Raw genomic sequence first — 22,457 nt, forward strand, 5'->3', positions numbered from 1 at the left:
GGTTATAAAGTATTGTAGAAAACTGATTTTATAGTGTTTTTTTCTGTTAACATTGATACATCGTGAAACCTTATTACCCCATTTGGAAACTAGAAATTTAGGCTGTTTTTTTATTGCTCTACCATTCAGTTTTCGTTCAGTTAACTGAGCCTAAGTTGCCTGCCGCTGACTCGTGATTCGAATAATAACGAGCGCTACCTAACTAAGGTAAATTTCCAACAAGTAGGGTTTTCACATGAAAAAATCAATTCTTGGTTTAGCTGTTGTATCAGCAATCCCAATGTTCTCAAGCATGCAAGTATTAGCTGCTGAAGATGCGGCAGATTCAATCGAAAAGATTCAAGTTACAGGTTCTCGCATTAAGCGTACCGATATGGAGACGTCTAGTCCTGTAACATTAATTGGTGCAGATGACATCAAAGCAATGGGTGCATCAAGCATCGATGGCGTTTTACAAAAAATGACTGCAGCAAGCGGTGCAATGACTAACCCTGCTGTAAACAACGGTTCAGGTGGTAACGCACGTGTTGACCTACGTGGTCTTGGTGCACAACGTACTCTAGTACTAGTAAATGGTCGTCGTATGATCAACTCTGGTACTGGTGCAGCATCTACTGTTGACTTAAACACAATCCCAGTATCAATGATCAAGCAAGTTGAAGTACTTAAAGACGGCGCATCTGCTGTATACGGTACTGACGCGGTAGCGGGTGTTGTTAACATCATCTTAAAAGACGACTTCGAAGGTCTAGACATGAACCTTAACGGTGCTATCACTGGTGAAGGCGATGCAGACGAAACGTCTTTCGATATCACAATGGGTTCAAGCTTTGATCGTGGTAACGTTGTAATCGGTTTACAATACACTGACCGTGGCGATGCTTCTCAAGCAGATCGTGATTTCTCTGATTGTCCTATCGAAGAAGATTACGACAACGGTAGCTTCTACTGTGGTGGTTCTTCTTATACACCTTTCGGCCACGTTTGGGCTGAAAATGCAGACCTTCAAGGTCAAGCAGATGGTGGTTGGCATGATTTCACTGCTGCTGGTGATGCATACAACTACTCAGCAACAAGCTACCTATACACGCCAATGCGTCGTTTAAACCTTACAGGTATCGGCCACTTTGACGTAACTGATGAAACGCGTCTAGTGTCTGAATTCACTTACTCTAAGCGTTGGTCAACTCAACAAATGGCTCCACAGCCAGTATGGTTTGACTTCAAATACGATGCAGAAACTATGGGTGATTCACTTCTTTCTCATGGTGTTGCTGACGGAGAAGATATCTCTTACGGTCGTCGTATGACAGACGTAGGCCCTCGTGGTTATGAGCAAGTTGTTGACACAGTTCGTGCAGTAATCGGTCTAGACGGTTCATTCGACAACGGTTGGGGCTGGGATACTTCAGTAGTATTCGGTCGTAACGATTCAGTTGACCGTGCAACAAACCTTCTAAACATGGGTTCAATCCAAGATGCAATCGGTGAAGGTGAGTTTAACCCACTAAACCAAGCTGACTGGTCTGCTGGTAACCTTGCACAGTACAACTACACTGAAAACAACTCAGGTGGTAGCCAATTATTAGTTCTTTCAGCTGGCCTTAATGGTGAAGTAATGGAACTTCCTGCTGGTTACGTTGGTTTCGCAGCGGGTATCGAGCGTCGTGAAGAAAAAGCATGGTACGTTCCAGATTCACTAACTTCACAAGGTCTTGCAAATGACCCACGTGTTGAACCAACAGGTGGTCGTTTCGACGTTAACGAAGCATACGTAGAATTTGCTGTTCCACTTCTAGCTGATGCACCATTTGCACAAATGGTTGACTTAAGCGCAGCTGTACGTGCATTTGACTACAGCACATTTGGTTCAGATGAGACTTGGAAACTAGGTTTAACTTGGCGTGTAAACGACGAACTAATGCTACGTGCTGTTCGTTCAACTGCATTCCGTGCTCCTACAGTATCTGAGCTTTACCAAGGTAAATCACCTTCATTCGAACAAGTTAACTTCCCTGGTGCACAAGACCAAGCTGAAGTAACTGTTGGTGGTAACGACCAATTAACGCCAGAGCTTGCTGATACAGTAACAGCTGGTTTCGTATACGCTCCAGAGTGGTTAGATGGTTTCTCAATGACTGTTGACTACTATGAAATCGAAATCGAAAACTCAATTTCAAGCGTAAACAACCAATACATCGTTGAGAACTGTCTTGACGCTGCTACAGGTTCATACAAAAACCAAGATACTGCACTTTGTCAGTCTTCTGCAATCAACTTCAACCAAAGCACTGGTCGTATTAGCTTCAACAACCAATTACAAAACATTGGTAACGAATCGACTAAAGGTTACGACGTAAACTTCAAGTATGCATTTGAAGCTGCAGGTCTTAACTGGCGCACAGGTCTTGATGTAACTATCCTTGATGAGTACATCGTTGATTCAGGCACAAGCACAATCGATTACACAGGTCTTGTAACTTCTGGTATCGGTAGCTACGCGAAAGTTAAGTCTAACTTCACTCTTAACGCGTCTGGCGACAACTGGGATGCACAATATCAAGCACGTATGATCGACGGCCTAGACAGCTATGCATGTCTTGCTGACGACAGCGAGTGTTTAGTACCAAGCGTTGGTACTGTTGTATACCACGACATCAGTGGTTCATACATCATGAACGACACAGTGTCATTCTCTGCAGGTGTTAACAACTTATTCGATAAGCAAGCACCTTACTACTCAGGTAACAATGACTCAAACACTGACCCGTACACATACGATGTACTAGGTCGTCGTTTCTTCGCTGGTGTGAACGTTAAGTTCTAATCTAGTTTGAAATGATTATTAAAGCCCCGTTTTACGGGGCTTTTTTATTGTCTGAAAGCTTATCAACGCGTAAACTGTATAGGTACTTTTAACAAACGAGGTGATATTGCTAAAACAAGACGAAAACCTATCTTTTATTATTGAGCCTGAACTCACTCCCCGTGCAGAGCAGCGCTTAGATCTGTATTTCTCAATCCCTAATGAGATGAGTGTTAATCCACAAACACTTAGTGAAGAGTCATTTTTTAATAACCATTTCAAATCACATTTAGCTTATAACGCCAACAATATTCATTTACCCTTGGTGAGAAGTCGCTTTGTTAGTAAAAACAAAGGTGAGCAGCAAGATTATCGACAAAATTTAAACTTATATTGCTACCAAGTTCGTTTAGCGCTTAATGCTGATATTAAAGACACCTTAAAATACCAAGAAGCTGAAGAGTTTTATCCTGCAGCCATTGAATTATGTGAGCAAACCAAAGGGCTGCTTAAAAAGCTGAGACGCTACACACCAGATGATGAAAAACTACTGCCATTTTATAAAAATGCCGATAACTATTTAAGTTGGCATGTTGAACAGTCATTTTTAAAGTTGCTAGACGAAGGACCACGCAGTAGCGATTTTGCAAAAGAGCGCAGCGAGCTTTTAGATTTTTGTAAAACTGAAAATAGTTACCGTGACGAGCAGGAATATAACTCGCAATCAACCCTTGAAGATGCCAATCGAATCACTAATAAAATGCGCCTGTTACAACGTTTGATTGAACATGGTGTGGTTTTAACTCGTCATACCCGACATTTGAATAGCTATTTAAAGCGCATTGTGAAGGGATCTGTAACGGCTGTTATCATGGCCTTTGTAATGTTAGTAGTGTTAAACGCCCGTTCAACCTTTACTGAGGTAACTGCAACCTTAATTTTGATTTTAGGTGTAATTTATGGGCTGCGAGAGATATTCAAAGAGGATATTACCCGCGTTATATGGCGAGCAATAGTAAGAGGGCGGCCAAAATGGCGTTTTCAATTTAGAAATAGTATCACTAAAGACCGCATTGCTAGTCAGTATATTTGGCTAGAATACGAAGCTTTTAAGCGTATCCCCAAAGAGGTTAGACAAATATTCTCTAAGCGTCGCCATCAGAACAAGCAGGCTTCTCAATGGTTACATTTTGCTAGTGAAACACACGTTAATGCTAAAGAGTTTTTACCGGGCTACGATACCCTACAACAAACGATGCAATTTAGTTTAGCGCCATTTGCACGTTATTTAAAACGCGGTGAAGGTAAACTTTATCATCTTGAAAGCAATAAAATATCTAAGCAAGCAGTTGAGCGTAGGTATCAACTAAATATGGTATTGGTTTTTTCACAAAACGATGAAAAAACACTGATGCAGCGCTACAAAATCACCTTAAATCGCAGCAAAATTGTTAATATTGAAAGGATATATTCGACGTCAGTTAAATAAAGAGAAACGAGGGTGGTACATTACCACCCTGGTAGGTTTATTTAGCGTCTAAACCTGTTTTGCTGTACAGCGACACTTTATCTGAAACTAATGTAATTTCGATATTTTTGTCTTTGCTACCCCAAATACAATTAGTATGAAGTGTTTTTTCTTCGCACTTATCCGCCGAGCCTAAAATCGCTTCAACTTCAGCTTTATCCATACCGATTTTAATTTTTTCATAGTTTTCTAAGTTAACTTTTGAACAGCCAGCTAAAGTAAGCGCTACCGTTGCAGCAGCAATTGCCATATATTTTTTCATAATAGTTTCCATTAATGGTTATAACGTCTTATTTGTACAATCATCCCCATGCGAGGGTGATCGAAATAATGAATTTCATTACTTATTACACGCTTAAATTGTGAAAAACGTGCTTTTTCATAGTCGCCACTCTCTAAACGCTGACTAATATCAAAATCAGCATGAATAAACAGGTAATGGCGAACGTATATTTTCATCAAGCCTTCTAATTCCCACTTCGGTATCGTTTGTAACTGTTCGGGAATATATTGCTGTACCGGGCTAACTAGATTAATAAAGTCATTATCAGTAGTTGCTTGGCTATCGAGCGCTTGTGAAAAGTGATCACCTGAAAACAATCTAATACTGGGGGCTTTACTTTCGCTCATTTCAGGAAAACGCCAACCTGTGTGAAGTATCGGCGTGAGACCTTTACGATCTAGTTGCTTTCTTTGTTCGATAAACTGTAGCTGCTCGGGCGCGAGTAGATAAATTTCATCCGTGTCGTCGCGAGCTTCGACTACGGGTGTTACGGGTAATTCGTCATAACTAGATAAATAATCAACACTTTCATCGCACACGTTAGAGTGGGGATTCGAGGTAATAATAGCATCTGCAAATGTCGTAGACTGAAATCGACTGTCGCCATTTAAGCACTCTTCTCTAGCTTGCGCTGTATAAGCTGGAGAAAGCAGATCTTTTTCGCGCTTAGCAGTAATCTCATCATGCTTTAAAGAAAAATCTTCTTGTAAATAAGGTGCTGGGCGTTGTTTATAGATAAGTACTTCAATTTCAAACCATCTCGTTGCAAACGATGAGCTTGTAAATAAGCAACACAGCAACAAAAAACTATTTCTTAACAACATTAATGGCTAACCTTTTTCTCGAAATCTGCAATCATTGCAGTGACCATTTTTAAGCGTTCGCGAGGGTTTGCCTCACTAATCGCAAAGCGCAATTTATTCGCGCCATCCATTTTATACACCTGTGGTGCACTTTGTATCAAACCTATAATGAAGCTAGGGTTAACCTTTGTATGCTGGCTAAACTCAAAATAACCGCCTTTCGGATTTGCTTCAATTTTCTTAATGCCAATATTGCTTGCTTGCAGTTTTAATTGCTGCAAACTAAATAAGTTTTTAGTGGCATCAGGTAGCAGACCAAAGCGGTCTATTAGCTCTACCTGTAATTCGTCCATATCGTTGAGGTTAGCACAGCTTGCAATGCGTTTATAGATTCCTAAACGAGCATTTACATCATGAATATAATCTTCAGGTAATAAGGCTGGTAGTTTTAAATCAACCTCAGTCTGTTGACCTAGTAAATTCTCAAGGGTTGGCTCTTTACCTTCTTTTAATGCGTTAACGGCTTGCTCGAGCATTTCCATATACAAACTAAAACCAATGGTTTGCATTTGCCCTGATTGGTCGTCACCAAGTAATTCACCCGCTCCACGAATCTCTAAATCATGGGTAGCAAGTGCAAAGCCAGCGCCCAGATCTTCAAGCGATTCTATCGCTTCTAAACGTTTTACAGCGTCTTTTGTTAACGACTTAGGATTACCTGTTAGAAGGTATGCATACGCTTGGTGGTGGCTTCGGCCAACACGCCCTCGTAACTGATGTAGTTGGGCCAGCCCTAGCTTATCTGCTCTATCCATAATAATGGTGTTGGCAGTGGGTACATCGATACCGGTTTCGATAATGGTGGTACACACAATGACATTATATTTTTGATGATAAAAATCACTCATAATTTGCTCAAGCTCGCGCTCTCGCATTTGACCATGTGCCGTTGTAACACTGGCTTCGGGTACCCATTCACTGATTTCTTCAGCAACACGGTCGATAGTTTCAACATTATTATGTAAGAAATACACCTGACCACCGCGTTTAATTTCACGCAGGATTGCTTCGCGAATTAGTTCTGCATCCCTTTGTCTAACAAAGGTTTTAACCGCTAAACGTTTTGCAGGTGGTGTGGCAATAATTGACAGGTCACGCATACCACTCATTGCCATGTTTAAGGTACGCGGGATAGGGGTTGCTGTAAGTGTTAAAATATCAACATCGGCACGTAATGCTTTGATTTTTTCTTTTTGACGCACACCAAAGCGGTGCTCTTCATCAACAATTAATAAGCCCAAATCTTTAAATTTGATATCTTGTTGAATAAGCTTGTGTGTACCAATAACGATATCTAATTTACCCTCAGCCATTTTATCTAGGGTATCTTTTTGCTCTTTTGTAGAATTAAAGCGTGATAAAACACCAACTTCAATTGGTAAATCGGCAAAACGATCTTTAAAGTTTTCATAATGTTGCTGAGCAAGCAGTGTTGTTGGTACCAGCACCGCAACTTGCTTGTTATCGTTAACGGCCACAAAGGCTGCGCGCATTGCAACTTCAGTTTTACCAAAGCCAACGTCACCACACACCAAACGGTCCATCGCTTGTTTACTTTGCATATCACCAAGAACAGACTCAATGGCGTTGCGTTGATCATCAGTTTCTTCAAACGGGAAGCTGTCGCTAAACTGGCGATATGCACTGCCATCAAGCTTAAATTGGTTACCCGGTTTTGCTTGGCGCTTTGCGTAAATATCTAATAGCTCGGCAGCCACATCACGAACTTTTTCGGCAGCACGTTTTTTAGCTTTTTCCCACGCATCGGAGCCTAATTTATGGAGCGGGGCAGAGGCTTCTTCGCCACCAGAATAGCGGCTCAGCATATGTAACGCTGAAACAGGTACGTAAAGCTTCGCTTCGTTGGCGTAAATGATGGTAACAAACTCGGTGATAACACCGGCAGCATCGATGGTTTCAAGCCCCTGATAGCGGCCTACACCGTGGTCAAGGTGCACAATTGGCTGGCCTTCTCGTAGCTCAGCAAGGTTACGAATAAGCGCATCTTGGCTGGCTTCGTATTTGTGTTTACGGCGTCGACGCTGCGATACCTTAATACCTAATAATTCTTGCTCTGTGATAATGGTTAAACGCGGTTTACCGTCTAACACCACACTTTGTTCAAGTGGCGAAACGATGAGGCCAACATCGCTTGTACTATTGGTAAAATCGCTAAAAGTTTCAAACTCTTTGAGCTTTAAACCACTTGGTTTTAATAATGTCAGTAATGATTCGCGGCGGCCATCCGATTCAACCGAGAGCAGCACGCGGCCTTTTTGTTTTTTCTCGCTAGCAACATAGTTTATTAAACCTTGATACGGTTCATGTAACTTATGATCTATACGTACATTTGGCAGCTCTTTACTGGCAAGGTTTGTATGGCCTGCTTTGGTGCCTAATTTGGCTTGCGATAAACGAATACGTGCGTATTTACCAAATTCACCAAACAGCTCATTAACACTTTGATAGAGCTTAATTGGCTCAAGTAGTGGTCTAAGTGGATCAACACGGCGATTTTCGTAGCGTACATTTACATCGTGCCAAAACTGCTCAGCAGCATGCTCAATATCGCCAAAATGCATAAACGTCGTATTGCTTGGTAAGTAATCGAAGATAGTCGCCAGTCCATCAAAAAACAGTGGCATGTAATATTCGATACCGGCAGGCCAAGTTCCTTTGGTAACCTGCATATAAATTGAGTCTTGCTCAGAGCTTGCGCCAAATTGTTCACGATAATTGATACGAAAACGCTCGATGTCTGAGTTGTTAGTTGGAAACTCGTGAGCTGGCAGTAACTCAATTTTGTCGACTTTTTCATCAGATCGTTGGCTTTCAACATCAAACAAACGAATGCTGTCGAGCTCATCATCAAAAAAGTCTAAACGGAATGGGTGAGGGCTACCCATAGGATATAAGTCAACGATAGAACCACGGATAGCGTATTCACCATGCTCCATCACTTGCTGTACATGTAAATAGCCCGCTTGCTCAAGGTTTTCACGCAGTGTATGGGTATCTAAGGTATCGCCCACTTTAAAGTTAAGGGTTGAACCGTAAATAAACGAAGCAGGGGCTGTACGTAGCATCAAGGTTGATACTGGCACGATTAATACGCTTTGTAGTTCTTTTTTTAATGTATTTAAGGTGGCTAGGCGTGCAGAAATAATATCTTGATGCGGCGAAAAATGATCATAAGGTAGCGTTTCCCAGTCAGGGAAGACCATGACTGGGTTTTCAGGCAATAGAAATTCGAGCTCAGTTTCAAGGCGTAGGGCGCTTGGCGTATCTGGGGTGACAATCACAACCAGCTCGTTGTGTTGTTTTACACCTTCTGCGATGGCGATGCTAAGCCCGCTACCGGTAAGTTGTCCCCATTGAATTTTATCTTTTTCAGATTTTACCCAAGGCAATGCTGCCCATTGCGCAAACGCCATTTACTACTCCTTTAAACTGTTTTTACTGCTTAGTCTCGATAAATCTTGGTTAAGTCCTGATAGTGATCGATACGACGATCACGAAGGTAAGGCCAAATTCGACGAATGTTTTCACTACGCGCTTGGTCTAATTCAACAACCAATAATTGCTCATCACTGTTGTTAGCTTCGGCTAAAATTTCACCTTGAGGGCCTGCGATAAACGAGTTACCCCAGAACTGAATACCTTCGCTTTGACCGCTTGGATCACTTTCGTGACCAACACGGTTACAGCTGATCACCGGTACACCGTTGGCAACTGCATGAGCGCGTTGTGAAATAACCCACGCGTCTTTTTGACGTGTTTGTTCGTCTTGTTCATCACGCGGATCCCAGCCGATGGCTGTTGGGTATATTAAAATTTCAGCACCGGCCATTGCCATTAAGCGTGCAGCCTCAGGGAACCATTGATCCCAACACACTAACACGCCTAATTTGCCAACAGAGGTTTGAATAGGCTGAAAACCTAAATCACCCGGTGTGAAGTAAAATTTCTCGTAAAAACCTGGGTCATCAGGAATATGCATTTTACGGTATTTGCCGGCAATACTGCCGTCAGTTTCTAGAACCACAGCGGTATTGTGATAAAGACCTGTGGCACGCTTTTCGAATAATGATGACACGATCACCACATTTAATTCTTTAGCGAGTGCGCCTAAGGTGTTTGTGCTTGGGCCAGGAATTGTTTCTGCTAAATCAAAAACGTCTACATCTTCGGTTTGGCAAAAATACAAACTACGGTGCAGCTCTTGAAGAACAATAAGCTTAGCGCCTTGGCTTGCTGCATCACGAATACCAGCAATAGATTTTGCCATATTGTCTTGAGCATTATCGGTGTTTGATTGCTGAACAAGAGCAACCTTTAAATGCGTTGGTTTAGTCATTGTTTGTTCCTGCTAAAAAGCCGCGTGGTAATTGCATTGTAATACAGTGAAGGCTGCCAAATTGGTGAATAATTGGCACGCAATTAATACCCACCACAGTATGATCTGGGTATGCTTTGGCAACCTGACCAAGTGCAAGTTGGTCGTTTTCATCACCATAATTTGGTACTAAAACGGTTTTATTGATAATTAAATAATTAGCGTATGTGGCAGGGAGTCTGTCACCATCTTCATTAAAAACAGCTTTTGGCCAAGGTAAGGCGATCAGCGTGTAGTTTTCACCTTCTGCTGTTTTAAATGATTGCAGTTGCTTTTCCATTGCATCAAGGGCAGCAAAATGCTCATCATTTTTATCATAACACTGTACATATACAAGGGTGTTGTTTGGTGCAAAACGTACCAGTGTATCAATATGGCTGTCGGTATCATCACCAGCAAGGTAGCCGTGGTCAACCCAAAGGAAAGACGTAGCACCAAGTTGCTCAACTAGCGTTTGTTCTATATCTGCTTTTGTAAGTGCTGGGTTACGATTTGGATTTAACAAGCACTCGCTTGTAGTCAGTAGTACGCCGTGCTCGTTGATTTCGACGCCGCCGCCTTCAAGAACCAGTTCACTTTGCTGATAACCATTTTTAGGGTTTGCAACTTGCTTTACAAGCACTTGGTTAATTTGGTTATCAAGTTCACTTGCAAATTTATTGCCCCAACCATTAAAAATAAAATCTATTACTTTTAATTCTGTTGCGTCATCAATATTCGCACAGGTTAATGGGCCATGGTCGCGTGCCCAAGTATCGTTACAGGGTGTCACCACAAAGTGAATGCGCTTAGCATCAACATTTGCGGTTTCAAGTAATCCGGCAATATGTGCTTTGAGCGTATTATCATGAGCCACAATGACAACATCTTGTTGCTGGCTTATTGCTTGGCAAAGTGCCACATACACAGGCTCTACAGCCGTTAAATTTGCAGCCCAATCAGTATCTTGGTGTGGCCAAGTAAGCATAACAGCATCTTGCTCAGCCCATTCAGGTAAAAGTCTAAATTTCATGAAGGTAATAAACAAACTAAGGTGGGGCTAGTTTAGCATTTTAGCCATAGATGTCAGCTTTTTGTGCGCGATAAAGCGTGATTTTTAACTGTCTTGCGAATTGTTTTCTTGTTGACGTTTTTTTAGTTGGCGAGTTTGGGCATGTAAGGCCGCTCTTACGACTAAATCTTGGTCAGCATCACGAATCGCCGTAAACAATAAGGTATATTGGTATTTATCATCATCACATTTTTCAATGGCGACTAATTCGGTATAGCAATAAATGGCAGATGCTTCGTGTTGTAAGAATAATTTAGTGCGAAATGTCTGTCCAAGTTCATACACTTCTGATGAGGTTAATTTTACACCGCCACCGCCATAGCTATCGCAATAGTTAGCGTCATCTTCTGGCTGTTCAGAGGCTAAAATATGGCTCATAATCAAATCAATTTTACGTGATTGTGCTTGTAAAAAAAGTGCTAGTTCTTGTGCAACATCACCTAGGTTTCTAAGCGGGCGTAAGGTTGCTTGCTCAAGCTCATTTACTTCGTTAGCAAGTTTAAATAAAGCGGGGATATCAGCTTCGAGTTCAGCATTGGTTTTTGGCACAGCTTCAGGTTCAACGGCGTATAAATTGACGCGATTGCTCTCGTTGATTTGAAAAAATTGTTCAAATTCGGCTAATTTTTGATTATTCATGCTGCACTCCACACATCTTTCCTTAATACTAGCGCTCGAAGCAGTAAATTGCTAGTAATCAAATAATCAAAAAAAAGGGCAAACTCATTGTTTGCCCTTCATTTTTTACAGGTTACCCTCTTGGGTTTTGACATGTTCTTGCTGGTGATGTTTTGCTATCTCATCAGCAAGCTCTTGTCTTGAGCGTTTTTCAGTTAACTTACGCGCCGTTAACCAATAAAAGAACAGTGGCACGAAGAATACCGCAAGGAATGTTGCAGCCATCATACCGCCCATAACACCCGTACCAACACTATGACGAGCTCCCGCACCTGCACCAGAGCTCAGTACTAACGGCACAACACCTAAAATGAAGGCTAGAGAGGTCATAATAATTGGTCTAAAACGTAAACGTGCAGCTTCAAGTGCAGCAGTACTTGCGCTCCAACCTTGTTGATGTTTCATCAAGGCGTATTCAACGATAAGAATCGCGTTTTTGCTGGCAAGACCAAGTAGTGTGACAAGACCAATTTGGAAATACACATCGTTTGTCATGCCGACAACCCATACTGCTATAAGCGCACCAAATGTGCCAAATGGCAGGGCAAGCATGACAGACAGCGGTAGTGACCAACGCTCATAAAGAGCTGCTAGAATCAAAAATACCATGATCACAGCAAGACCTAAGGCAATGCCCGTGGTACCTGAACTGCGTTTTTCTTGGAATGCAGAGCCTGTCCATTCGTAGGTCATATTAGGTGGTAGTACTGCTTGTGCAATACGTTCTACCTCAGCAATGGCTTGACCCGAGCTGTAACCCGGTGCTGCATTACCCATTAGTTTAACTGCTGGTAAGTTGTTATAACGGTTAAGGTTTTCAGGGCCACGGCTATACTCGATAGTGGTAAAGGCTGAAAGCGGCACCATAGTACCTTGGTTGTTTTTAACATAGATACGACCAATGTCATCAGGCTTCATTCTAAATTCAGCGTCTGCAGACATCAGTACTTGCCATGCGCGACCAAATTTATTGAAGTCGTTAACGTAATAAGTCCCTAAATTACCAGCAAGGGCAGTGAACGCGTCATCAATTTTGACACCCATGGCACGCGCTTGCTCACGGTCAACATCAACACGTAGCTGTGGTGCATCAGGGCGCCAAAGTGTTTGCAAGCCACTGATAATAGGGCTTTTTTGTGCTTCAGCTGTCATCAACTGCATTGCATGTTGTAGCTTATCTGGGTCGCTATCACCTTTGTTTTGAATGTAGAATTCAAAACCACCAGTGTTACCTAAACCAAAAATAGCAGGAGGGTTAAAGGCAAGCACGAGTGCCTCTTTAATACCCGCTGTTTTCATGAAGAGCTCTTGCACTAGCGCTTTGGTATCAACTTCACGCTCATCCCAGTGCTTTTGCGTCACGAATAAGGTTGCAGCACTGTTTTTGTAACCACCGCCAATAAAGTCAAAACCTGTAAACGCCACTACGTTTTCGTTAGCTGGGTTTGATTGTACGGCTTTGACAACTTGCTGTGTTACTTGCTCGGTGCGCTCAAGCGATGACCCATCTGGTAAGAAGATGGCAGAGATGTAATAACCTTGGTCTTCATCTGGTACAAGTGAACCAGGCGTATTTTGCCAAAGGCCAATTGTAGCAGCAACCATACCTGTCATTAAGATCACACCTAACAGACCACGGCGCACCATAAAACCAACAGCACCTACATAACGGCCAGTGATCTTGGTAAACATGTCGTTAAACCATAAGAAAAAACGGGCGGTTTGTTTGTGTTCTTGTTTTAAAATAAGCACACAAAGAGCTGGCGTCATAGTTAAGGCAACCACACCCGATAAACTTACAGCAATCGAAATAGTAATTGCGAACTGGCGGAATAACTCACCGGTTAAGCCACCTAAAAATGCAATTGGCACAAATACAGAGCAAAGTACTAAAACAATTGCAACCACTGGGCCACTTACTTCGCCCATGGCTTTAACGGCAGCTTCTCGAGCGCCTAGGCCTTCTTCGTGCATAATACGTTCAACGTTTTCAAGTACCACGATGGCATCATCAACAACAATACCAATCGACAACACCATGCCGAATAAGGTGAGTGAGTTAATTGAGTAACCCAGCATATACATGCCAGCAAATGTGCCTAGTAGTGAAACCGGTACTGCAAGAGTCGGAATAAGCGTTGCGCGCCAGTTTTGTAAGAATAAATACACCACTAAGAATACCAGTACCATGGCTTCAAGTAGTGTTTTTACTACTTCACGAATTGATACTTCAACAAAGCGGGTTGTGTCGTAAGAGGTTAAATGAGCAAGACCGGTAGGGAACTGGCTTTTCATTTCTTCAATAACACTGTTTACTTCTTCAGCCACATCAAGAGCATTAGCACCCGGCTGTAAGAAGATACCTAGCAGTACCGCTTCTTTACCGTTAATCGTCCCTTTGAAGTTATAATCTTTCGAACCGAGCTCAACGCGGGCAACGTCTTTTAAGCGTAAGCTACTGCCGTCAGTATTTGAACGAATAATGATGTTTTCAAACTGCTCAGGCTCAGATAAACGGCCTTGTGCTGTAACACTATAAACCAGTTCTTGTGGAGATTGAGTTGTTGGCGTAGCACCAATTTTACCTGCGGCATATTGCGAGTTTTGTACGCGGATTGCGCCGGCAATTTCTTCAACCGTAACCCCTAATTGACTCATTACATCAGGGCGTAGCCAAATGCGCATAGCATAATCTTTAGCACCAAAAATTTGTACACTCGTTGTACCAGGAATTCGTTTAATACGGTCAAGCACGTTCATAGTGACATAGTTAGATGTCCATAAACTCGAGCGTGTACCATCTGGTGAGTAAAAGGCATGCACTTGTAAAAAGCTAGAAGAACCTTTTTGAACCACGACACCTTGGCGGCGTGTTTCTTCAGGTAAACGTGCTTCAACCTGTTTTACACGGTTATTTACGTTTACAGCGGCTTGGTCAACATCAGTACCAATTTCAAAAGTAACTTCGATTGTGGTTGAACCAGCACTGGTTGACGTTGATGACATATACATCATGCCTTCAACACCGGTAATGGCATTTTCTATCGGCGTAGCAACGGTTTGTTCGAGTACTCCTGCAGATGCGCCAGGGTAGGCCGCGGTGACTTGTACAACCGGTGGTGCTATTTCAGGGTATTGCGCAACTGGTAAGCTACGCATCGCAGCAAGGCCCGCAAGCACAATAACAATAGATATAACAAACGCAAAAATGGGTCTGTCTATAAAGTAACGAGAAAACATAAGACTCCCTGTGCTTATTCTGCGTGGCTTGAGTTAGTGGTTGGTTTGCCAACATTGACTGGCATACCCGGGAAGAAAATACGTGCCATGCCATCAACAATAACTTGGTCGCCTTCTTTTAACCCACTTCGAATCAACCAAAAATTTTGGTATTGCTCGTTTTCTGGTTTTTTGATCCATTCACCTACAGTGACAGGGGCAGGTAACGCAACATCCATGCCTTGCTCGTTTTTGCTTACTACATAAACAAATTTACCGGTGCCGTTATCAAGCACGGCACGTTGTGGCACGATGAAAGCGTTTTTACGAACTGCACCACTTAACTCAACGCGCACGAATTGGCCCGGGCGAAGTTGGTAATCAGGGTTAGGGATAATTGCCTGAAACTCACTGGTACCTGTGTTCGGGTTAATACGGACATCAGAGAAATTAACTTCACCGGTTTTGCTGTATAAAGAACCGTCTTGTAATTTGATTTGTGTTTGCCAGTGGCCTTGCTCAGGTAAAGTGAGTGAGCCATTTTTAACATCTTGACGCATTTGTAATTGTTCACGCTCAGATAAGCCAAAACGAATGCGAATCGGATCAAACTGAGTCATTTGCGTTAATAATAAATCTGGGCCAGAAACATAAGTGCCTTCAGAAACAAACTCACGACCCATTACACCTGCGACAGGGGCTTTAACTTGCGCATATTCAAGATTAAGTTGTGCTTCTTTCAAAGCTACTTTAGCGGCAGCTAAATCTGTTTTTGCAATATCATTGGCTGAACTTGCGTTATCGTAGTCACGCTGCGAAACAGATTTCTCGACACGTAGCTTTGCTAAACGTTTTACATCACGCTCTGCCTGAATTAAAGCTGCCTTTGCGCCATCAAGTGCTGCTTGAGCGCGGTCAACCGCAAGTTGATAAGGTTCAAGATCAATAGTGAATAATGATTGGCCTTGCTCTACACGTTGGCCCTCTTCAAAGTTACGTGACTCAAGAATACCGGTAACGCGAGCACGAACTTCGACTTCTTTTGAACCAGATAACGTTGCAGGCAGCTCGATAGTAAAAGGCACATCTTCAGTTTTCATGGTCATTGTGGCAACCGCAGCAGGGTGCATTTGACCTTGCTGCTCCGGTGCTTTAGAGCAAGCAGATAAAAGTATAGGTGCAGTAACCAATAATAAAGCAGATAAAGATAATTTGGCAGGTGCGAAAGGCAGACGCATGTTTACTCCACAGTCCAATTGTTAAGCAAGTAAGCAAAGAAATGCCATCCAAAACTCAAAGGCAGTCCTATGCAATTTTAAAGTTCGCTTAGTTTATACCCAAAATAGCAAAAGGTACACCCTTTAGTTTACTTTTGCTCGGATTATATCGATACAAAAAACTACTTTAATGAGGATTATTAAAACGAGTTAGCAAAGTAAACCAGTAGAAATCACATTTATCTACTTTTGAGGCTTGGTTAGTCATTGTTTATTAGATTTGCTGTGATGGTAAGTTGGTTATACAAATGTACTAAAATCAGCAGCTTTCCTTAAATAAATGTAAGGTATAAATATGATTTTATTTGGGTGTATTAACGTGAGGCACAAAATTTTAACAAATGGCTTGTAATTAAACTGAAATCTCGTACCCTAAAGCAATAAAAATATAATAAATGTGAGTTAAGGATGACAGATAGAACAGGTGTGATCACTGCTTTTACTGAGATATCGAGCAAGCTTAGGCGCTTTGTATCACGTATCGTCAGCCCTGATGATGTAGAAGATATTGTGCAAGAGACGTTTATCAAAAGTTATGAGGCCGATCTTAGACAAAATATCGAGTACACTCATAGTTATATGCTGAAAACGGCAAAACATTTAGCACTAAACCATATTGCTAAATGGGATAATAAATATAAAGAGTCGTTAGATGAGCAACAACAAGTTGAGCATCAAATGCGCTCAATGGCCTTAGAAGATGAAGTGACCTCAAAAGAACGCTTTTTGTTTTTTTGCCGAGTAACTAACGAACTAAGTCCACAAGTAAAAAAATGCTTTATTTTAAAGAAAGTCTACGGCCTAAGCCAAAAGGAAATTGCTGCTAAAATGGAACTCAGCGAAAGCACTGTTGAAAAACACATAGCCAAAGGCTTATTACATGTTCACCGAGCAATGAAATCTCACGACGTTCAAACCCACAGTCACCCTACAACCACAGAGTTCGCTGCTAAAGAGGTGAACAAATGAGTAATGTTCACCCGTTTTCATCAAAAGAAATGATTCAAGAGCAGGCGAGTCAGTGGATAAGCGCCATTGACCGTGGTTTATCAAAAGATGAAGTAAGCCAATTACATATGTGGGCCCATCAAAGTGCTGCACACCAAGAAGCACTTTTTGAGCTTGCAACCTTGTGGGATGAAATGAGTGTACTTAACGAGCTAAGTAGCCTGTTTCCTTACAAAGCACCACAAAAACAACCCGCAGTATTTGGCATGGCAACAGCCGCCAGCTTTTTAATTGTGATGCTGTTTGGTTGCATTATGTTGATTTATTCTAGTTATTGGCAAAGTGAAGAGAACGATTACGCGAAGTTTAATAAGATTTACCGGACAAAAGTGGGTGAGCAAGCTACATTCGTCTTGCCAGATAGCACGATTGTACAACTTAATACCAATACAAAACTTGAAGTGGCTTATACGGGAACTCGTCGCCAGTTAATTTTAAACCGTGGCGAAGGGCGTTTTAACGTTGCTAAAGATGCAAGCCGTCCATTTACAGTGATCGCGGGTGATAAATCTTTTACTGCACTTGGTACAGTGTTTAATGTTCAGCGAAATACTGCATCAGACTTAGAATTAGTGGTCACTGAAGGCAAAGTAATGATTGCCGATCCAAATACTCATGTTGATGCAAGTGACTTTGACAGATTAAAAAGTGCTTCAGATAACAGCTCTGACATAAAAAAACTAAAAGCGAATGTTGTTATATCTGGTGAAAAAGCGCTGATTAAACACAGTAAAACTGAGCCAATTAAGCAGCTTTCAGCAGATGATGTGCAACGCGATCTTGCATGGCAACATGGAATGCTGATCTTTAGTGGTGAACCATTAAGCGAGGCACTTCAAGAAGTTAGTCGTTATACAGCAACGAGATTTGAGCTTAGCGATCCTGAACTTGCATCTTTGAAGGTAGCTGGTGTGTTTAAAGCTGGCGATATTAAAGGCCTACTTGATTCACTACAGGCAAATTTGTCAGTTAATCATCAACGTTTGGGTGAGCATCGTGTTAGCTTAACGTTCGCTGCAAAAGGTTAGTTCTGCCTATGAGAATACGCCAATATTATGATGTTAATTGTGCGCCACTTTCTCGTCACAAAAAATTAATTAAAAAAAAGTTAAATTTACATAGTGGATTTTTTTCCCTCACCTGTTTGTTTAAGTTGCACAGTAAGCAATTGCAGTTGTTACCAGCCTCATTTGTTGTTTATGGCCTTACCGTCGGCCAAACAGCAATTGCAGCTGAAAAACAAATGCTGCAATTTGACATCAAAGCGCAACGAGCTGATTTGGCTTTAATCGAATTTGCAAAGCAAACCGAACAAACAGTCATTTTTTCTTTCGAATTAGCGAAGCAATATCAGGCACAATCGTTATTTGGTTTTTACACTAAACTCGATGCACTGAATGCGATGCTAGAAGGTACTGAGCTTGATGCGGTTGTTGATCAACAAGGCTTGCTGAGGATAAAACTCAAACAAGTAGATAGGAAAGATAACAACATGATCAAAGTATCAGGGGTCAGCGCTGCAGTCGTGCCATTACTGCTAGCCGCCAATACGCAAGCATTAGCAGAAGATCAAGCAGCAGAACAAAACATCGAAAAAATTGCCGTTGTCGGTAGCCGTGTAGCAGGACGCTCGGTTGAAGATTTACCGGTTCCGGTTGATATTTTAAGTGCCGAAGCACTAGAGAATACAGGCCAAACAGAAGTAGGCCGTATGCTTCAAGCAATCGCTCCATCGTTTAACTTTTCAAGCTCGTCTATCAGTGATGGTACAGATGCACTTCGCCCAGCAACATTGCGTGGCTTAGGACCAGATCAAACCTTAGTGCTTATCAACGGTAAACGCCGCCATCAAGCGAGCCTTATCCACATCAATACGTCAGTAGGTCGTGGTACGGCTGGTACTGACATGAACGCTATCCCTGCTGCTGCAATCAAACGTATCGAAGTATTACGTGATGGTGCTGCTGCACAATATGGTTCAGATGCGATTGCAGGTGTTATCAATATCGTATTAAAAGACGCCGAAGAAGGCGGTAAAGCCGCTATCAACTACGGTGAGTATTCAGAAGGCGATGGTGAAACGGTTACTGTTGATTTCAACAAAGGTTTTGCTTTAGGTGATGAAGGTTATCTTAACACCACAATTAATTACCGTGACCGTGCGCCAACTAACCGTGCAGGCCTTCATGGCTCATGTCAATTTTACGGCTGTACAGAACTTGATGACGGTACGCTATTAGCTGGCGATCCGCGTGAGTTAACAGCACCTCGTGATACATTTAGAATCGGTGATGCAGATTCACAGCAATTTGCTTTAACGATTAATACTGGCTACGAATTAGCTGGTGGTGAATTATATGGCTTTATCACCTATTCAAATCGTGAAAACGAATCAGCAGCGTTTTTCCGTCATAACGCAAATGCAAATGGTAACCCAGTATTACAAGATGGTGATGCAACCATTCCTATGGGTTTCTTACCTAAGATTAATACCATCATTGATGACGTGTCTTACAACGTGGGCTTTAAAAAGTCGTTTGATAATGATTCAAGCATTGATTTATCTTACACCTACGGTGAAAACAGCATTGATTACACAACAAGCGACACAATCAATGGCTCATACGCAAACTACCTTCGTTATAACCAAGGTTTAAGCGCTGATGAAATTCGTGCCACTATCCCGCGTTCAGCGTATGCATATGGCCTTGAATTATCGCTTCAAACACTCAACCTTGATTACACTAAAGACTACGACAATTTTTCATTAGCACTGGGTGCTGAGCTACGTACTGATGAGTTCCGCATTCTTGAAGGTAGTGAATACGCATACCGTGATTACGACACAGTTGATGGCGTTAGCATTTACTCTGGCTTAAATGGCGGTGTTGGTAGTGTTGATGCAGCAAGTGGTACGCAAGGTTTTGGTGGCTCAGATCCGGCATCATCAGTTGATGAGTCGCGCGATGTGATCTCATTCTACATGGATGCAGAAACCTATGTAATCGATGATGTCATCATCTCAGGTGCGGTACGTTACGATAACTACAAAGGCTTTGGCGATACAGTTAACTTTAAGCTAGCGGGTAACTGGTCAATTACTGAAGATGTGTCTTTACGTGGTGCACTAAGCACAGGTTTTAGAGCACCTTCTATGCAACAACTTTACTTTAATAACGTAAGTACACAGTTTGTTGTGGGTGATGATGGCAGCTTAGTCGCTGAGCAAGTAGGTACGTTCAGAAACGACAGTACCTTAGCGCAATCAATTGGTATTCCTAAGCTAAAAGAAGAGAAATCACAAAACCGCAGTTTAGGTATTGTGTATAACGTTACCGACAATATCAATTTAACCATTGACTACTACTCGATTGATATCGACGACCGTATCGTTATTTCTAACCGTTTAGGTAAAGGCTTATCAGATACGCTAGATGCTGCACTTGAAAGCTCAGGCGCAGGTGCGGGTCAGTTCTTCTTAAATGGTGCAGACACAGAAACAGAAGGTGTTGATTTAGTTGCTACATGGAACACAGAAGGCCTTGGCGGCACGCTTGATTTCACTTTTGCTGCTAACTTCACTAAAACAGATGTGGTTGATTTATTTACGCCATCAGGCAGTGGCCTTGAGACTATTCCGGTAGAAGATGTGTTTTCTGCGCAAGAAACATCAATTATTGAAGAATGGCAACCAGAAGACCGCATTAACTTAAGTGCGCTTTATCGTTTAGAAGATTGGACTGTAAACCTATCACTAAACCGTTACGGCGAATACACAGTTGAAGACGGTGGTCGTCAAACATACGGTGCTGAAATCTTAACTGATGTAAAAGTTAACTACTTCTTTAACGAAAATCTGTCATTTAACATTGGTGCAAATAACTTATTTGATGTTTACCCAGATAAGAACACCATTGGTAATTCACGCTCGGGTACGATTGTTGATGCAAGCGGCAACACAATTGTTTCAAGCCCTGGTGTATTCACTTACTCACGTCGTTCAGCACCATTTGGTTTTAACGGTGCGTACTATTACGTAGGTGCAGAGTACAAGTTCTAAACTCCCTTTAGATTCTTTTATTATTTAACTTTGCAAAGGGCCATTTGGCCCTTTTTTAATGCAGTCATAAAAACTTCACTTTTTTTATCAACCTAAATCCCTAATAATAACTGGACTAGACCAGATTTAGGCGATATTAAAATGAATGAATACTTACTGTTAACTCCTGGCCCATTAACAACATCGGACACTGTAAAACAAGCGATGTTAAAGGATTGGTGTACATGGGATGACGATTATAACTTAGGTGTTGTACAGGCTATTCGCAGCAAACTTGTAACTTTGGCCACTAAAAGTAGTGACTATACGTGTACATTAATGCAGGGCAGTGGCACTGCGAGTGTAGAAAGTGCTTTAGGTAGTTTAGTCGCAAAAGAGCATAAGTTATTGATAATAAACAATGGCGCATATGGTAAACGGATGGTAGAAATTGCCCAGTATTTAGGTATTGACCATTGTGTTTTAAATTACACTGAAACTCAGCTACCAAGCTGTGACGACATTGAAAAAACGCTCTTGAGCGATGAAAACATTAGTCATGTTGCAATGGTGCACTGCGAAACAACGACTGGCATGCTAAACCCAGCAAAGCAAGTTGGCGAACTCTTATCACGCCATAACAAAGTGTATATTTTAGACGCTATGAGCAGCTTTGGTGGCGTACCGTTTGACTTAGCAGATTGGCACATTGATGTAATGATAAGCTCATCTAATAAGTGTATTCAAGGTGTTCCAGGTTTTGGTTTTGTTATTTGTAAACGTGACTTAATTGAAGACTCTCAGGGGGTTGCACGTTCGTTGTCACTTGATTTACATGCGCAGTGGCGGTGTATGGAGAACAACCAAGGTAAATGGCGTTTCACATCTCCTACACATGTTGTACGCGCATTTCATCAAGCTCTTATTGAATTAGAACAAGAGGGAGGTGTTGCAGCACGTCATAAGCGTTATAAAAACAATCAGCAACTCTTAGTGACTGCGATGAGAGATTTAGGTTTTCAAACACTCTTAGATGAGAGCTTACATTCACCGATTATCACCTCATTTTACTCTCCAACAGCAAGTGGGTATGACTTTAAAGAGTTTTATTTGTTGCTTAAAAACCAAGGGTTTGTGATTTACCCAGGTAAGGTGTCAGATGCTGACTGCTTTAGAATTGGCAATATTGGTCATGTGTTCGAAAACGATATTACACGTTTAATTAAAGCAATATCAAACAGCAGATATTGGTTATAAAGAATGTTCACCCGTGTAAAGGCTTTGTTTAACAAAGCCTTTTTTCATTTAT

The 22,457-nt window shown here is 41.8% G+C and carries 14 protein-coding genes; 6 read left to right on the forward strand and 8 right to left on the reverse strand.

The genetic code is table 11. The features are described 5' to 3' along the window. The first annotated feature begins 235 nt into the window (after positions 1 to 235). Both E5N72_RS09955 and E5N72_RS09960 read left to right on the forward strand, forming a co-directional pair. A complete protein-coding gene (locus E5N72_RS09955) occupies positions 236 to 2,827 on the forward strand; it encodes a TonB-dependent receptor (RefSeq protein WP_135924297.1) in 2,592 nt (863 codons plus the stop codon). A gap of 106 nt (positions 2,828 to 2,933) precedes the next feature. Further along, complete coding sequence (locus E5N72_RS09960; RefSeq protein ID WP_135924298.1) at positions 2,934 to 4,295, forward strand: hypothetical protein; 1,362 nt, start codon at positions 2,934 to 2,936, stop codon at positions 4,293 to 4,295. Positions 4,296 to 4,332: 37 nt separating this feature from the next. Here E5N72_RS09960 and E5N72_RS09965 read toward each other — a convergent pair whose 3' ends face one another. The 8 genes from E5N72_RS09965 to E5N72_RS10000 form a co-directional block, all read right to left on the reverse strand. Continuing rightward, the gene (locus tag E5N72_RS09965) at positions 4,333 to 4,596 is read right to left on the reverse strand and encodes an outer membrane protein assembly factor BamE (protein WP_135924299.1); all 264 of its coding nucleotides are present in this window, start codon (positions 4,594 to 4,596) and stop codon (positions 4,333 to 4,335) included. Between the two features lie 11 nt (positions 4,597 to 4,607). After that, complete coding sequence (locus E5N72_RS09970) at positions 4,608 to 5,441, reverse strand: CsiV family protein (protein ID WP_135924300.1); 834 nt, start codon at positions 5,439 to 5,441, stop codon at positions 4,608 to 4,610. Further along, entirely contained in the window at positions 5,441 to 8,914 is a 3,474-nt protein-coding gene (gene mfd, locus E5N72_RS09975; RefSeq protein WP_135924301.1) for a transcription-repair coupling factor, read from the reverse strand. Before mfd ends, E5N72_RS09970 begins: the two co-directional genes overlap by 1 nt. A 29-nt stretch (positions 8,915 to 8,943) precedes the next feature. Continuing rightward, positions 8,944 to 9,837: a carbon-nitrogen hydrolase gene (locus tag E5N72_RS09980; protein ID WP_135924302.1), complete on the reverse strand. Its 894-nt coding sequence runs from the start codon at positions 9,835 to 9,837 to the stop codon at positions 8,944 to 8,946. After that, positions 9,830 to 10,888, reverse strand: a complete 1,059-nt coding sequence (locus E5N72_RS09985; RefSeq protein WP_135924303.1) for an agmatine deiminase family protein — start codon at positions 10,886 to 10,888, stop codon at positions 9,830 to 9,832. The genes E5N72_RS09980 and E5N72_RS09985 overlap by 8 nt, the downstream gene beginning before the upstream one ends. 84 nt (positions 10,889 to 10,972) lie before the next feature. Continuing rightward, complete coding sequence (locus tag E5N72_RS09990; RefSeq protein ID WP_135924304.1) at positions 10,973 to 11,566, reverse strand: PilZ domain-containing protein; 594 nt, start codon at positions 11,564 to 11,566, stop codon at positions 10,973 to 10,975. A 105-nt stretch (positions 11,567 to 11,671) separates the two neighbouring features. After that, positions 11,672 to 14,845, reverse strand: a complete 3,174-nt coding sequence (locus E5N72_RS09995; RefSeq protein WP_135924305.1) for a multidrug efflux RND transporter permease subunit — start codon at positions 14,843 to 14,845, stop codon at positions 11,672 to 11,674. A 14-nt stretch (positions 14,846 to 14,859) separates the two neighbouring features. After that, positions 14,860 to 16,062, reverse strand: coding sequence for an efflux RND transporter periplasmic adaptor subunit (locus E5N72_RS10000; protein ID WP_135924306.1), 1,203 nt, complete (start codon positions 16,060 to 16,062; stop codon positions 14,860 to 14,862). Positions 16,063 to 16,509: 447 nt separating this feature from the next. On the opposite strand from E5N72_RS10000, the gene E5N72_RS10005 reads away from it, so the two are divergent. The 4 genes from E5N72_RS10005 (at position 16,510) to phnW (ending at position 22,405) form a co-directional block, all read left to right on the forward strand. Continuing rightward, a complete protein-coding gene (locus tag E5N72_RS10005; RefSeq protein WP_135924307.1) occupies positions 16,510 to 17,070 on the forward strand; it encodes an RNA polymerase sigma factor in 561 nt (186 codons plus the stop codon). Further along, positions 17,067 to 18,137, forward strand: a complete 1,071-nt coding sequence (locus E5N72_RS10010) for a FecR domain-containing protein (RefSeq protein WP_135924308.1) — start codon at positions 17,067 to 17,069, stop codon at positions 18,135 to 18,137. The genes E5N72_RS10005 and E5N72_RS10010 overlap by 4 nt, the downstream gene beginning before the upstream one ends. Before the next feature lie 215 nt (positions 18,138 to 18,352). Continuing rightward, the gene (locus tag E5N72_RS10015) at positions 18,353 to 21,169 is read left to right on the forward strand and encodes a TonB-dependent receptor (protein WP_135926272.1); all 2,817 of its coding nucleotides are present in this window, start codon (positions 18,353 to 18,355) and stop codon (positions 21,167 to 21,169) included. A gap of 141 nt (positions 21,170 to 21,310) precedes the next feature. Beyond that, on the forward strand, positions 21,311 to 22,405 hold the full coding sequence (gene phnW / locus E5N72_RS10020) for a 2-aminoethylphosphonate--pyruvate transaminase (protein WP_135924309.1): 1,095 nt from the start codon (positions 21,311 to 21,313) through the stop codon (positions 22,403 to 22,405). The last annotated feature ends 52 nt before the right edge of the window (positions 22,406 to 22,457 follow it).

The organism is Pseudoalteromonas sp. MEBiC 03607, assembly GCF_004792295.1.
Lineage (GTDB): Bacteria > Pseudomonadota > Gammaproteobacteria > Enterobacterales > Alteromonadaceae > Pseudoalteromonas > Pseudoalteromonas lipolytica_C.